Source organism: Paenibacillus algorifonticola, from assembly GCF_050481745.1.
Classification (GTDB): Bacteria; Bacillota; Bacilli; order Paenibacillales; family Paenibacillaceae; genus Pristimantibacillus; species Pristimantibacillus algorifonticola_A.
This window is the reverse complement of sequence record NZ_JBCNGR010000058.1, coordinates 1-14,411: the sequence shown is the minus strand read 5'-3', so window position 1 is coordinate 14,411 and position 14,411 is coordinate 1. Positions and strand designations below refer to the sequence as shown.

The following is a 14,411-nucleotide window of genomic DNA, read 5'->3' as shown; positions in this document are numbered from 1 at the left end:
TGCGCCTCACAGGCGTTAATAGGATAGGAAAAGGAGAGAAAATGTGAAATTATCTTTGCAATTTAAAGTAAGCGCTCTCGTTTTGCTTCTAGTGACGCCTATTTTTCTTTTTTTATACTATACTAACATCTATTCTACAAACATTGTTCGGGAGAAAGTGGCAAAATCTGCATCGGATACACTGACCCTTCATTTAGGTGCTCTTGATGAATTGCTAGAGCAGACGAGCACTTATTTACTTCGCACTTCAAACGAGAGCATGCTGCTCGAGCTATACTCGGAAAGTGATCCGGAAAGTGTTAATTATTATTTATCTATACGAAAATTAATGGATCAATGGTACAGCGATGTCAGCTACTACTCCAGTATTCGCAGCGTGTTTGTGTATCGCCATGATAGGGATGAACTGTTCCTCAGCAGCCAAAAAGAATATTACAAGGAGAAGGACGCTATTCGTTCCGGACTGTCTTCCAAGCTGAAGACCTTCATGCTTCCGACTTCTTTGAAGTGGGAAATCGTTACGGTCGGAGGTGAGCCGGTCTTATTTAAGGTGCTGCCTGATAAAAGTGGAAGGCTGCTCATCGGTGTACTTGTCAGCATTGACTCATTGGCACAGCCTTTAACCCAATTGGAGTCTGTAAGGAGCGACGAAAAGATCGGCATCATCTCCAAAGATGGCAATCTGTTATGGGGACAATTCTCAAAGGAGGATCTTGACTTGCTCCGCAGTAAGTTGAAAGATCAATCGAATCATGCTAACGCATCATTGCGCCTCCATGATGGGAGCAGCTACTTGTTTGTAGACAAACCGTCCATTTTCTCGGATCTCCACGTATTCATTCTGTTGGATGAGGAGTCACTTTTGGATGAACTGCCGATGTTCCAACGCGTGATTAAAGCTATTCCTATCGCAGTGGTTGTGATATTGGTTATTATGTTCTTTCTACTAAATCGGCTCGTGTTTAAGCCTATACAACAATTGACCAGCGGGATGCGCATTATTGGAAAGGGACAACTGGATTACCGCCTTAAGGAAGGGAAATCGAAGGAGTTCCAGTTGATTACAGAGCAGTTCAATCGAATGGCCGAACAAATCGGAAATCTTAAGATCGATGTATATGAAGAGAAAATGAAAGTGCAGCAAGCAGAGCTTAAGCATCTTCAAGCTCAAATAAACCCGCATTTTTTCTTGAACTCTTTGAATATTGTCTTTCATCTTGTAGAGCTTCAGAAGTATTCGCTAATTAAGAAAATAATTGCCCATCTCGTTTCCTATTTCAGATTCATCATGAGCACGAACGATACGTGGATTACGCTTACTAGTGAATTGAATCATATTCGAAATTATATGGAAATACAGATGGTTATGTACCCAGGCAAGCTTAGCTTTCATGATCAATTCCCGAAGGAGCTGGAAAATGCGCTCATACCACCATTGCTTGTGCAGCCGTTCGTGGAAAATGCGATTAAGCATGGATTTATTAATAACACAAAACCATTTAGAGTCAACATTACAATAAATGAAGAAGTCAGCAAAGATGGCGCTATGTGTATGGCCATCCAAATCAGCGACTCTGGTCCGGGATTCTCCGAGCTGCAGCTCGAAAGGCTTAACCTTGGTTTGTATGAAAAAGATCCGACTGACCGCCAATTAGGGATATGGAATGTACGCCGACGCTTGAGCATGTTCTATAATGAACGGGCGAGTATTACCTTTAGCAATGATCCTCAGGGCGGTGGAGTAATAAAAATAATGTTGCCTATACATAGGAGGCTGTGATCTTACATATGTACCGGATATTGATCGTCGATGACCAATATTTTGCCTTGCTCGGTTTGCAGCAAGGCGTGAATTGGGACGAATTAGGTATTGCAGATGTCCATCTGGCGGAAAACGTAGAACAAGCAGTGGAGTGCCTGGAGCGCCACCCTATAGATTTACTTATTTGTGATATTGAGATGCCAGGGAGGAGCGGACTGGAATTATTGGTCTGGGTATCGCAGCACTCACCGGACACGCTAACGATTATGCTCACCTGCCATGCTGATTTTGAGTATGCACAGCAGGCCATCCAGCATGGGGCGTTCCATTATTTGTTGAAGCCTGTCGATTACGAGCAATTGAAGCAGGTGGCAAGCTCAGCTATTGCAGAAGTCGCGAGGAAGAAAGAGCAGCATAAGTTTGAAATACTTATACAAGACTATCGAAGAAAATGGGAGCATCAGCTGCCTATATTAGTAGAACGCTTCTGGCAAGACATCCTTAGCCAGCGCACCTCTCTTCTCCCGGAATCGTTGCAGATATCTTCGCAAACTTGCGGCCTGGATCTCAAAAAGGAGGATCGTTATATTCTAGTTCTATTAGGCCTGGAACAATGGAAGGAAAATTTAAGCGCTCGTGATGAGGCTATTATGGAGTACGCCCTTCGCAATTTGGCTGGAGAACTGCTTCTGAGAGGGCTAGAGGGCGTCGTACTTCAAGATCATGTAGGTCTTAATTTGGCGATTGTATATGTGAGGGACGAAGAGGTTCTTGTTGGTAATGTGCTTGATTACAATTGCCGGCAGTTTCTTAATGAGTGCAAACGGATTCTTCATTGTTCCTTATCGATTTATATCAGCCCGACCGTATTGCTGCCAGAGATCGTTAGCGCTTATGCTCATGTGACAGAAAGAGAGCAGAGCAACCTAAACAGCTCACAGCAAATTTTCACTCCGGCCTATCCGCCTTCCACTAGGCTGTTAAATCAGCTGCCGGTAGTTGCTCCAATGAACTTGTTTGCAGAGTGGGCGACCATTTTAGAGCTCGGCGAGCTGGATGAGCTGGATAGCCGTGTTAAGCAATGGTTCTGCAGCAGCGAGGCGATCATATGGACGAAAGAATCGCATCGACAATTCATTCATGGCATCCTTTTTATAGTGCATACCATTCTGGCCAAGAAAGGTTTGTCCATACACGAGTCACTGGAGTTAAAGCAATTATTGGATAAGGAAAGTTACCCAAAGCATTCGGTAGGTTTGCAAAATTGGACGCGGGGGATTCTAGGGGTGACCGTATTACTTCTTAGGACAAGCAAGAATGTTTCCTCTACCGTCGTCACCAAGATCAGACATTACATTCGTTCACGTTTAAATCAGGAAATCACTCGCGAAGAATTGGCCGCCCATGTCTATCTAAACCCGGCATATTTATCCAGATTGTTCAAGAAGGAGACCGGATTATCGTTGTCTGACGCTATTATTCAGGAACGAATACAGGAGGCCAAACGATTGCTGGAAGAAACCGAATTCAAAATTACCGATATTGCGGAAAAGGTTGGGTATACCAGCTTGGGAAGCTTCTCTAACTTATTCAAACGAGTTGTCGGCGTAACGCCGCAGCTATATCGAGCTCGAAAAAAAACGAATCAAACCAGCTAGACGACACTGTTAATCGTTTGGTACAATATATAAGAACGTTGTTTTGTATTATAAAACGAAAGGAGGATTATGTATTTTATGCCCATCATTCAATCAGTCGACCGGGCGCTTACCATTCTGGATTTGTTTGATGAGCATACTCGAGTATTGAAAATAACCGAAATCAGTGTCAGGGTCGGACTGCATAAAAGTACGGTGCATTCCCTGCTTAAGACGCTTCAACATCATCGCTATATTGAACAGGATGAGAACGGGCTGTATCGGCTCGGCATGCGTCTGCTGGAGAAGGGGCAGCTGCTATTGCAGAGCTTTGACATCCGGGAGATCGCAAGAGGACCGATGGATGCACTGTCAGGGAAGACGGGACAGACTGTTCATCTTGTTATCCGGGACGGAGCGGAAGGCGTCTATATTGATAAGGTCGAAGGCAGCAAAGCAGCCATTCGATATTCCCGAATTGGCCGGCGGGTGCCCCTGCACAGCAGCGCGGTCGGCAAGATGCTGGCGGCTTACGTGCCGGAAGCTGAGCTGGAGAGATTGCTGGAGAGCTACGACTATTCCATTCATACGCCACATACGATCTCAAACAAGTCGGACTTCCTGAAAGAGCTGATCTCCTCGCGAAATGCGGGCGTCGCCTACGACCGGGAAGAGAATGAAGCAGGTGTCCGTTGTGCTGCGGCGCCGGTGTATGACCACAGCGGCCAAATTACGGCGGCGATCAGCATCTCGACGATGACGTCAACAGTTGGGGATGAGGAATTAGCAGCTTTCGTCCTGCTTTTGCGGGAGACAGCAGAACAGATTTCACGCGGACTCGGCTACCGTCCAAGATAATGCGATTATACGCAAAGATTCTGGGCGGATCTTTTTTAGCATAATACGAGAACGGAGTTTTATAATATAAAACAAAATAACTGGAGGTCATGTAATTATGCGTATATTTCGTTATTTTGAAAACTCGCTTTCCTATTTGGGAGTAATGACAGAAGGCGGAGATGGTTATCGGCTAGATGCGCCAGATCTTATGACACTCGTCGCAAATGCCCGCACCGCCGGATTGACAACCGCTGCTTATGTTGGGACGATGCTTGGCAGTCTCTCGCCGATCGGTGCTCCGGCAGAAACGCTGCACCTGACGACGCCGCTGGACGCACCGGAGGTATGGGCGGCAGGTGTGACCTATCAACGCAGCCGTGAGGCGCGAAATTATGAGGCGACGGAGGGAAGGCTCGATGCTGACACCTTTTACGACAAGGTGTACGAGGCAGAACGGCCGGAGCTGTTTATGAAATCAACAGCAGCCCGTACCGTTGGACCTGGTGAAGCGGTATGTCTGAGGAGCGACTCCTCGTGGCAGGTGCCGGAGGCAGAGCTTGGGCTGGTCTTGGATAGCTCTGGCGCCATCATCGGCTATACGGCTGGCAATGACATGAGCTGCCGCGACATCGAGGGCGAAAATCCTCTTTACTTGCCGCAGGCGAAAATTTGGAAGCGCTCCTGCTCAATCGGCCCCTTCGTCCGACTTGCGGAGACGGTCGCTGACCCGTACGCGCTCTCGATTGCCTGCCGCATTTACCGGGATGGAGCGCTGGTTGTTGATGAAACGGCGCATACCGGCCTGTTAAAGCGCAAACTGGAGGAGCTTGTCAGCTTCTTGAAACGGGATAATGAGCTGTTCGACGGTACGGTTTTGCTGACAGGCACCTGTCTCGTTCCGCCTAATCAGTTTACGCTGGCCTCCGGCGACCGCATTGAAATTGAAATCGAAGGTATAGGGACGCTGGTGAACACGGTAATTAGCACTCATGAGCTGGACATGGCTCCAAATCACGCCTAAGGGGGAAAAAATAATGGTAAACAGCGAATACACGGTGAATCCGGAAATTCCGTCAATAGATAACTATATCGGAGGCGAGTGGAAGCCACCGCTCTCTGGCAAGCGCAATGCTGGCTGCAATCCGGCCCGCAGCAGTGAAATCGTTAGCTTATCGCCTGACTCCGAGTGTGACGATCTAGACGTTGCGGTCGCATCCGCCGAGGCTGCCCGCTATGCCTGGCGAAAGCTAACCGGTGCTCAGCGCGGCGCCCTGCTGTTCAAGGCAGCTGATCTGCTGGAGAGCCGCTTGGAGGAGATCGGCCGTGCGATGACCTGCGAGATGGGCAAGACGCTTGGCGAGGCGAAGGGGGAGACGGCCCGCGGTGCAGCCATTTTACGCTATTATGCAGGCGAGGGTATGCGTCCGGTCGGCGACGTTATTCCAGCAACAGACGCTGAAGCATTGATGTTCACGACTCGCGCTCCGCTCGGCGTCGTCGGCGTCATCTCGCCCTGGAATTTCCCTGTAGCGATTCCCGTTTGGAAAATGGCGCCCGCACTGGTTTTCGGAAACACGGTCGTCTGGAAGCCAGCGGCTGAGACGGCTATCACCGCTTCACTAATTATGGCTTGCTTCCATGAAGCTGGCTTTCCGGCGGGCGTCATGAACATGGTTATTGGCGAAGGTGCCGTCATTGGTCAGGGTATCGCCGAGCATCCGGGCATTCACGCTGTCACCTTCACGGGCTCTGACACGGTCGGCAAGCGTGTCGGCCAGATCGCTCTAGCACGTGGGGCGAAGTATCAGCTTGAAATGGGCGGTAAAAATCCAATCATCATCGCAGCCGACGCCGATCTGGACTTAGCCGTTGATGCGACAATCAGCGGAGGGCTTCGCTCAACCGGCCAAAAGTGTACCGCTACGAGCCGCGTTATCGTTGTGAGCGACGTTTACGAGTCGTTCAGATCGAAATTGCTCGAGAAGGTGGAAAGGCTAAAGGTAGGCGATGGCTTGAATGCGGAGACGTGGCTTGGCCCATGTGCGAGCCGAAAGCAGTATGAAACCGTGCTAGATTATATTCGCAAGGGCAAGGAGGAAGGTGCGGAGCTTCTCGTTGGCGGCGAGCAGCCAGATGATCCGGAGCTGGCGGACGGCTACTTCATTACACCGGCCGTGTTTGATCAGGTGATGCCGAAGATGGCCATTGCACGAGAGGAGATTTTCGGTCCAGTACTGGCACTGATCGAGGTGCGTGACCTTGATGAGGCGATTGAACTCGCGAACGATACGGAATATGGACTCAGTGCCTCCCTTTATACAAGCAATCTGGGTTATGCACTGAAGTTTATTCAGGAAACGGATGCAGGGCTCGTCCGGGTTAACGCCGAGACAGCGGGCGTGGAGCTGCAGGCGCCGTTCGGCGGAATGAAAGGCTCCAGCTCCCATTCTCGCGAGCAGGGACAGGCGGCTATCGAGTTTTACACAGCTGTGAAAACGGTCTTCATGAAGCCATAACCAGAAGGGGTACGCATAATGGATGATCTGGATCTGTTAAAAAACGTAATGGGATCGGACGAAGCGGATTATTTCGACGTGTTCACACATGCTCCGGGGCCCTCCGGCAAGCTCCCGCTGACTCCGGAGCTTCTTCTGAACGAACCTAGCGGCAATCTGTTCGGCTGGAGTCAGAACGTCGGCATGGGATGGCAAGCGGACCGCTTGCAGGGCAGGGAAGTTCTAATTTTGGGCACGCTTGGAGGTATCCGCAACGAGGATGGCACGCCCGCTGCGCTTGGCTACCACACCGGCCACTGGGAAATTGGCCTGTTAATGAAGGCGGCGGCGGCAGAGATTGCCGCAAAGGGCGGTATTCCTTTCGCGGCTCATGTGAGCGATCCGTGCGACGGACGATCACAGGGCACCTCGGGCATGTTTGATTCACTGCCTTACCGCAACGACGCAGCAATGGTCATGCGGCGGCTAATCCGCTCGCTGCCTACCCGAGCAGCCGTTGTTGGCGTCGCGACATGCGACAAGGGGCTGCCTGCGATGATGCTGGCGCTTGCCGGAATGAAAAACCTGCCTGGCGTTATCGTGCCAGGCGGTGTTACACTGCCGCCGACGAATGGCGAGGATGCTGGCAAAATTCAGACGATTGGCGCCCGATATGCAAACGGCGAGCTGTCATTGGAGGAGGCTGCCGACCTTGGCTGCCGAGCCTGCGCGACGCCGGGCGGTGGCTGCCAGTTTCTCGGAACGGCGGGTACCGCGCAGGTCGTGGCGGAGGCACTCGGAATGACGGTGCCGCACGCCGCGCTTGCCCCGTCAGGTCAGCCGGTCTGGACGGAGATGGCACGCCAATCTGCCCGAGCGGCGATGGCGCTGGCAAGCAAGGGCCTTACGCTTAGTGATGTGTTGACGGACGCGTCTATCCGTAATGCGATGGTTGTTCATGCGGCTTTCGGCGGCTCTACGAACCTGCTGCTGCACATTCCTGCGATTGCTCATGCGGCAGGTCTCACGGTGCCGAACGCCGGGGACTGGGCGGAGGTCAACCGCACCGTTCCCCGACTGGTCAGTGTGCTGCCGAATGGCCCCGTTCCTCATCCAACAGTCCGTGTGTTTCTAGCCGGGGGAGTGCCGGAGGTGATGCTGCATCTTCGGCGGCTCGGCGTGCTGGATGTAAGCGTACTCACCGCGAGCGGTGTCACACTAAACGAGACGCTGGACTGGTGGGAGACGTCCGAGCGGCGGAAGAGCATGCGAAACTATCTTGCTGAGCGGGAAGGGATCGACCCGGATACGGTCATATACAGCCCAGAACGGGCGCGGACCGCTGGCTTGACGCCGACCGTTACGTTCCCGTCCGGAAATATCGCGCCGGAAGGCTCCGTCATCAAGTCGACGGCCATCGACCCGTCGGTTCTTGACGACGAGGGGGTATTCCGGCATGTTGGACGGGTCAAGGTGTACACGACCGAGCGCGATGCGATCCGCGCAATTAAGACCGGTGGCATATTCGCTGGCGACATATTGGCTCTGATCGGCCGCGGTCCGACAGGAACCGGGATGGAGGAGACCTATCAGTTGACGTCGGCGCTGAAGCATCTGACATTCGGCAAGCAGGTGTCGCTCCTGACCGATGCCAGGTTCTCCGGCGTCTCGACCGGCGCCTGCATCGGACATATCGGTCCGGAAGCGCTTGCAGGTGGTCCCGTAGGGAGCCTGCGAGACGGGGACTGGGTAGACATCCGCATCGACACGCGCAAGTTAGAGGGCTCGATCAATATGGTCGGCTGCGGCGAGCTGCCGGATACGCCGGAGGCAGGCGAAGCGATCCTTTCTGCTAGATCGCCGCATCCCTCTCTTGCGGAGGACCCCGAGCTCCCGGACGATACCCGGCTTTGGGCCGCGCTGCAGTCTGCAAGCGGCGGAACCTGGAAAGGTTGTGTTTATGATACGAGCCGCATCATTCGGACGCTGAAAGCAGGCATGCGCGTGCTCGCAGTGGAAGAAAGCGGCGGATAACGTTAGTATAAAAACACCGGCAGTCTGGACATTAATTATGAGTCCACACGAATGCCGGTGTTTTTTTCGATCAAGAAGAAGTACGGGAAGGGAATCACGTACAAGTCATCTGATTTAGCGAACAGGCAATGCACGTCGTAACATTGAATTGAATAGCCATTATCCTTTGTGGCTTAAATGGGTCGTAAGAGATAATCAAGAAGATATATTCCAAGATTTTTAGAGCAGAGGGTAGACTGAGCAGATCCGTATTTTCAAATAAAATGTGGTAACATTTAATGATTAATGTTAAAAAGCGGGAAATAATGAACCGAGACGAGTTTTTTTATGAAAGAAGCGATTAAGCTAGGGCGTGTCTGAGAACTCTGAGGACAGCAAATTTTGCCGAATTTTCGTTCCATGCAAGGCGCGTTTGTGAAGGCGTACCGGGGGTACGTCAAGCAAACGGAACGAAGCAGGGGGCGAAAAGGCGGTGAAAGGGGCCACTGAACGGGTTTTCAGACACGCCCTAGCAGAATTTGCCGTTGAACATGGTAACGAACCTTACGGAGCTGCTCTGGTTAAAGATGGAATGCCCAAGTTAAAAAACATTTCGGCAGAGGACATTCAAAGTGTTCCCAAATGGTTGTCGGGGCTCAGTCCAGAGATTGAATGAAATGCATTTCATGAAACTGTTTACATTCAAAAGAATCAAGAGGTATAATAGTGGCTCAAAACCGAAATTAGCGGTTAACGAATTCAAAAAAGTGTAGAACGAGGGTGAAAATGGAAAAACATCTGCAAATCCTGTTTAGTTATAAGTTTGATTGACGATGCTATACAAGGCTCGTATGTGTCACATAGTAATGGCCCGTCCCATTTTTGTTATCGGGAGTGGCCTTTTTTTTATTGCCTTTGAACGGTTATTTAAGGGGGAACTATGGGGAGCTATCAATACTGTCCAGAGGGGACAGTTAGTAAGTACCGGCTCGTTGTACGTGTCTGTCGAAAATAAAAGTTCTAGACTAGCGCGGCGGCGTTAAGCTATACGAATGAGCAAGTTCGTGCAACAAAATTCAATCATATACGTTTGGATGATAAGGGAATTGATAATCAGAAAAGGGGGCACTTACAAACAGTAGTTAGAAAATTTAGAGATGTAGGGAGTAGTGGTATAATGAAGATTTCTTCTCGCCTGGTCTTCGTCGGGTTATTGATGATGCTGACCTTATCTTCCTGTACGAGTCAAAGAACGGTTAACATGGTGTCAAGTAACCATGATGACACTAAGGGAAAAGCGGATACACTGTCGCCATCAGGAACAGAACAAAGCATTATACCAAAACTGGAAAGCTCCCCGTCGAGCCAAGAGAATGCAGTCACCGATGAAACGAAAGCGATAAAAGATGCCCAGGAGCTTCTAGAGCTTATTAAGGCAAAAGATTCAAATGAATTATTACGAACAGTTAATATGTCAGCCCGTTCTCAACTAGATATTGATGGAGTAAATACAATAATCGAAGGCTTCGATAAAAATTTTGATTTAGAGTCCCTATCCGTACAGATAAATTATGATGAACCTGCAATGTCTCCTGAAGATGGTCAGTATGAATTCGTTTTGGTCGATAAGAATTTTAAAGAAAATCATGAAGAGAATTCGCTAGTCATTCGTTATCAAGAAAATGGAGTTACCGTTTATCACAATCCTTTTATACAGTATTTCCCTTATGCAGAAAGTATGGTTGTTAACTATTTAGAGCTTATTGATGCGGGGAACACCACTAAATTGGCTAAATTTTTAAACCCAGACGATATCGACGTTCCGGAGTGGGCTGCTAATGAAATAATAAGTAACTATGAGAATTTTTTTAGTTCCGAGAACATGTCAGTTCGTTATAAAAAACGGTTTACTTTCGTTATAGAGGACAGCAATGGTAAAGAACACGAAATTGAATTGATTTATGGTGATGGATTGATGAGTATAAAAGATGAATTTATTCCCGTTTATTAAATTGACCGTGAAAAACTAATAAATTTGTCTCTTTTTTTCCTATCGGAGGAGCGATAGAAGTTGAATGGAACGTATCCCGAGACACATTCCAAAACACAAACAAGGATCAAGATCCACGATCTTGATCCTGTTCTTCATGAGGAAAAGATAAAAGAATCCTTGGCTGCGACGAAGATATAAGAAGTCCTGATGGACAAGGCTTTTAGTTTTCATTTAGACATATGTATAAAATACTATATAATATCAATTTCTAAGTTTAGCAAAAGAACTTCTAAAGCATTACTGGAGGATTTGGACGCTTATAAGCATATAAAAGTTGATAGAAATATAGAACGAGTAAGACAACGCTATATACAGCTTACTAAGCCAGAATTAATTGAAATGATTATTAAGATGGAGCAATATATTTCTCATCAAAATAAACAGTGGTTAAAAAATGAGTTTGAAAAGTTCCAATAACGAAGAAACGGTATAAGAAACGGTACAAGGGGAGAAAAAGTGAGGTAGCCGTGCTTCTTCGGCAACTCGTTGAACTAACTGGCAGGATATTTCAATCGTTTCTCGAATATTTTCTGAGTTGGATAATTTTATGAACTTTGTGAATATAACGTTATCTGAAAGATACGCAATGATTTTTTTTGAAGGGATGATTAAATTGAAGCAAGGGATATTAGTTTTTCTTAATGGAACTTCAAGTTCTGGAAAGACCTCCATATCGACTGAACTGATAAATCAGAAAGAGATTCCTTTTTATCATTTATCAATTGATGATTTTTTTAATAATTACAATGATTTTATTAATAATAAATTTCCAGATGAACCCACAAGAGAAATAGATCATCAAGTTGTCTCACAAATACTTGATGATTCCATATTCTCAGTGTACCATTCGACAATTAAATTGTTATCAGAAATGGGTTTTAATGTAATAGTAGATACCGTAATCGACAATGACAAGAGGTTTAATGAGTGGCTTGATCAATTTTTCGATCAGCCTACGTTATTTATAGGTGTAATATGCTCGAAAGAAGAACTCATAAGAAGAGAGCAAACAAGAGGAGATAGACAGGTTGGACTAGCAGCTTCACAGTTTAGCAAAGTATATTGCTTTGATGAATATGACCTCGAAGTAAATACGGAAGAGATGAATTCAACAGAATGTGCCGAAAAGATATTAAGTTTTATTAAGTCCAATAAGGAATACTCGGTATTTAAGAAATTAGGTAAAAGAAATGTTAGTGTTTCCTAGTTGGCGTATCCATCAGATAACACCATATTCAAAACGACCCCCAATCAAATGATTTGATTGGGGGTCGTTTTGGTTCCTTAGCCGAGAAAGACAAAAACATTGTGCCATTGTCGAATAGATGCTGATGTAAAGGGATTTGCACGTTTTAGCCAAAGCCTTGGAAGCATGCAAACAAACCATTTAAAAAAGATTGTTTTAGTATTCCGCGACAATACGCAAGATCATATGAGAAGCCTAATGTTAGGAAAAAGGCAAGGAATAAACTGATGCCAACATGGATTGAAATTTTTACATAAAGATTGCTTTTCCCAAAAAATCTCGAATGGTATTCGTTCATAATGGGTTATCCCGCCAACGTTTTCCAACGGTCATTCAAACACAGTAAAGCAAGTTTCATTGCTTCACTTAAATCCATCATAAAAAACAAATCCTGAAGAACGAGGTAAGTAATTTCTAAAGAATTTCTTAAGACTAGAAAAAAATTAAGGTTGACATTAAATCATTCAGTTCTATAATTTTCATATATCGCAAATGGAGAACATTAAGAAAGCTTAATGGGAAACATCGATTTGGAACGACCAATGATCAGAAATGAGGATAGAGAACATTGATTTTTAGAATATTCAAACCATTAATCACAGTAATCGCCGTTTGTATACTTGCAATATATGTGTTACCGCTCTCAGTTTCAGCCACGAACCAAGGAACACTTAACTCATCGGGAATGTCTGACATACCGACTGTGGAATCCTTGCATCTTAATGTTAAATCCGCCATTCTCATTGTACAAACTACAGGAGATGTTCTATTGTCCATCCATGCTGATCAGCGTTTTGCTCCGGCAAGTATGGTCAAAATGATGACAGAGTACATTGTCGCCAAAAAAGTTAGAACAGGAGAACTATCCTGGGATGACATCGTTACAGTCAGCGATCATGCATCTAAAAGCATAGGTACCCGTGCATTTCTTGCAGAAGGAGATCAGCATACGGTAAAAGAACTGTACATCGCAATGGCAGTGGGATCCGCGAATGATGCTGCGATTGCTCTTTCTGAGCATGTATCGGGCACAGAACAGAACTTTGTAGCACTTATGAATGAGGAAGCCAAACGCATGGAACTGACTAAAACCCATTTTATCAATGCTACCGGACTGAGCCGCGCCGACATGCCAGAAGGCTTTCGCCCCGATGAAATGGGGGAAACGCTGATGTCAGCAAAAGACGTGGCTACATTGGCGAAAAACCTTATTCAAGATGAACCAGATTATGCTGATGTCACATCCCTTCCATTTTACAAGATGCGTAAGTCTGATAAAGATCCAATTATCAATTCAAACCGAATGCTAGAGACGAACAAAGCTATTCCGAGTTATGCTTATGAGGGCTTGGATGGGCTCAAGACAGGATATACCAAAAGCGCAGGCTATTGCTTTACCGGAACTGCAGAGCGCAATGGTATGCGTTTAATCAGTGTTGTCATGGGGACTCCATCGATGGGGAGCCGCTTCGAAGAGACGGCAAAGGTATTAGACTATGGATTCAATCACTTTACAATGAATCAAGTAATTCCTGCTGGGAGTTTAGTCACTGGAATGGAAACATCTCCTGTCAACGGCGGGAAAGAAAAAAATGTTCAGATAGTAACAAAAGATGATGTTTATTTTATTCTCCCGAAATCAGATGTATCTACACAACCTATTGCTACAGTCAATTTAGTTCCAGGTGGGCTCGCTGCCCCTGTGGTAGCTGGTACAAAAGCTGGAACGGCGACATTTACTTACGTAGTCAAAGGGCAAAGCGTCGTACAATTAAGAACTGTTGATTTAATCACTGAGCGAACAGTGGAGAAAGAAAACTGGTTTATGTTACTTCTTCGGTCAATTGGTGGTTACTTTAGTGCTGATTAGCAGTGTCAAGATGCTTTGAAAGATTATGAATGGGAGAACGAATAAGGTCTTTTAATTTGAACGGAATAAAAAAAAGAAATATACAGTCATAAGTTGTCTCTTACAACCGATGGAATACAGGTAGCCACTCCTGATTTTCCATCGGTTGTTCTATTTTTTGTGATGAAATTTTTTGCAGTAAAAAGCTTATTTCAGAATGAAGATTTTTTCTTCGAGTAAAAGGGATGTAAGTTTGACCACTTTTACAGTTAAGTATATATGTTCTTGTCATCCGATGTCGGGTGGCAAGAACATGTATGCTTAAAAGCCGCGTATTAGCGGCTTTTTTTGTTTTAACGATATATGTTCTTGTCAAAATCGAATGACAAGAACATATATCGTTTGCCGATTGAAGACAAGAACATGTATTGTATTACGTAAATGAGGACGATTATCAATTGTAAAAATGATGCAGATTGATCAGCGGCGTTAAGCTAAACCAGCTAATATCTTGTC

At 46.5% G+C, this 14,411-nt stretch carries 11 protein-coding genes; all 11 read left to right on the top strand.

Annotated elements, in window-relative coordinates; genetic code table 11:
- The first annotated feature begins 157 nt into the window (after positions 1 to 157).
- Positions 158 to 1,780 carry a sensor histidine kinase gene (locus ABEW34_RS30660; RefSeq protein ID WP_430165235.1) on the top strand — a complete coding sequence of 541 codons (1,623 nt, stop codon included), beginning with the start codon at positions 158 to 160 and terminating at the stop codon, positions 1,778 to 1,780.
- Positions 1,781 to 1,788: 8 nt separating this feature from the next.
- Positions 1,789 to 3,420, top strand: coding sequence for a response regulator transcription factor (locus ABEW34_RS30655; RefSeq protein ID WP_430165232.1), 1,632 nt, complete (start codon positions 1,789 to 1,791; stop codon positions 3,418 to 3,420).
- Between the two features lie 78 nt (positions 3,421 to 3,498).
- Positions 3,499 to 4,257: an IclR family transcriptional regulator gene (locus tag ABEW34_RS30650; RefSeq protein ID WP_430165230.1), complete on the top strand. Its 759-nt coding sequence runs from the start codon at positions 3,499 to 3,501 to the stop codon at positions 4,255 to 4,257.
- A 97-nt stretch (positions 4,258 to 4,354) separates the two neighbouring features.
- The gene (locus tag ABEW34_RS30645) at positions 4,355 to 5,260 is read left to right on the top strand and encodes a fumarylacetoacetate hydrolase family protein (RefSeq protein ID WP_430165228.1); all 906 of its coding nucleotides are present in this window, start codon (positions 4,355 to 4,357) and stop codon (positions 5,258 to 5,260) included.
- 13 nt (positions 5,261 to 5,273) lie between these two features.
- Complete coding sequence (gene gucD / locus ABEW34_RS30640; RefSeq protein ID WP_430165226.1) at positions 5,274 to 6,755, top strand: alpha-ketoglutaric semialdehyde dehydrogenase GucD; 1,482 nt, start codon at positions 5,274 to 5,276, stop codon at positions 6,753 to 6,755.
- Positions 6,756 to 6,803: 48 nt separating this feature from the next.
- Positions 6,804 to 8,768, top strand: coding sequence for a YjhG/YagF family D-xylonate dehydratase (locus ABEW34_RS30635; RefSeq protein ID WP_430165340.1), 1,965 nt, complete (start codon positions 6,804 to 6,806; stop codon positions 8,766 to 8,768).
- Positions 8,769 to 9,240: 472 nt separating this feature from the next.
- On the top strand, positions 9,241 to 9,423 hold the full coding sequence (locus ABEW34_RS30630; protein ID WP_430165223.1) for a hypothetical protein: 183 nt from the start codon (positions 9,241 to 9,243) through the stop codon (positions 9,421 to 9,423).
- Positions 9,424 to 9,924: 501 nt separating this feature from the next.
- Complete coding sequence (locus ABEW34_RS30625; RefSeq protein ID WP_430165221.1) at positions 9,925 to 10,758, top strand: hypothetical protein; 834 nt, start codon at positions 9,925 to 9,927, stop codon at positions 10,756 to 10,758.
- Positions 10,759 to 10,947: 189 nt separating this feature from the next.
- Positions 10,948 to 11,217, top strand: coding sequence for a hypothetical protein (locus ABEW34_RS30620; RefSeq protein WP_430165218.1), 270 nt, complete (start codon positions 10,948 to 10,950; stop codon positions 11,215 to 11,217).
- 196 nt (positions 11,218 to 11,413) lie between these two features.
- Entirely contained in the window at positions 11,414 to 12,007 is a 594-nt protein-coding gene (locus tag ABEW34_RS30615; protein ID WP_430165337.1) for a chloramphenicol phosphotransferase CPT family protein, read from the top strand.
- A 607-nt stretch (positions 12,008 to 12,614) separates the two neighbouring features.
- Positions 12,615 to 13,916, top strand: a complete 1,302-nt coding sequence (locus ABEW34_RS30610; RefSeq protein ID WP_430165215.1) for a D-alanyl-D-alanine carboxypeptidase family protein — start codon at positions 12,615 to 12,617, stop codon at positions 13,914 to 13,916.
- The last annotated feature ends 495 nt before the right edge of the window (positions 13,917 to 14,411 follow it).

Excerpts from the sequence above, each read along its gene's own strand:
- ABEW34_RS30635 (WP_430165340.1), top strand. The coding sequence starts at position 6,804 with ATGGGATCGGACGAAGCGGATTATTTCGACGTGTTCACACATGCTCCG.
- gucD (WP_430165226.1), top strand. The coding sequence starts at position 5,274 with ATGGTAAACAGCGAATACACGGTGAATCCGGAAATTCCGTCAATAGAT.
- ABEW34_RS30655 (WP_430165232.1), top strand. The coding sequence starts at position 1,789 with ATGTACCGGATATTGATCGTCGATGACCAATATTTTGCCTTGCTCGGT.
- ABEW34_RS30645 (WP_430165228.1), top strand. The coding sequence starts at position 4,355 with ATGCGTATATTTCGTTATTTTGAAAACTCGCTTTCCTATTTGGGAGTA.
- ABEW34_RS30625 (WP_430165221.1), top strand. The coding sequence starts at position 9,925 with ATGAAGATTTCTTCTCGCCTGGTCTTCGTCGGGTTATTGATGATGCTG.
- ABEW34_RS30650 (WP_430165230.1), top strand. The coding sequence starts at position 3,499 with ATGCCCATCATTCAATCAGTCGACCGGGCGCTTACCATTCTGGATTTG.
- ABEW34_RS30620 (WP_430165218.1), top strand. The coding sequence starts at position 10,948 with ATGGACAAGGCTTTTAGTTTTCATTTAGACATATGTATAAAATACTAT.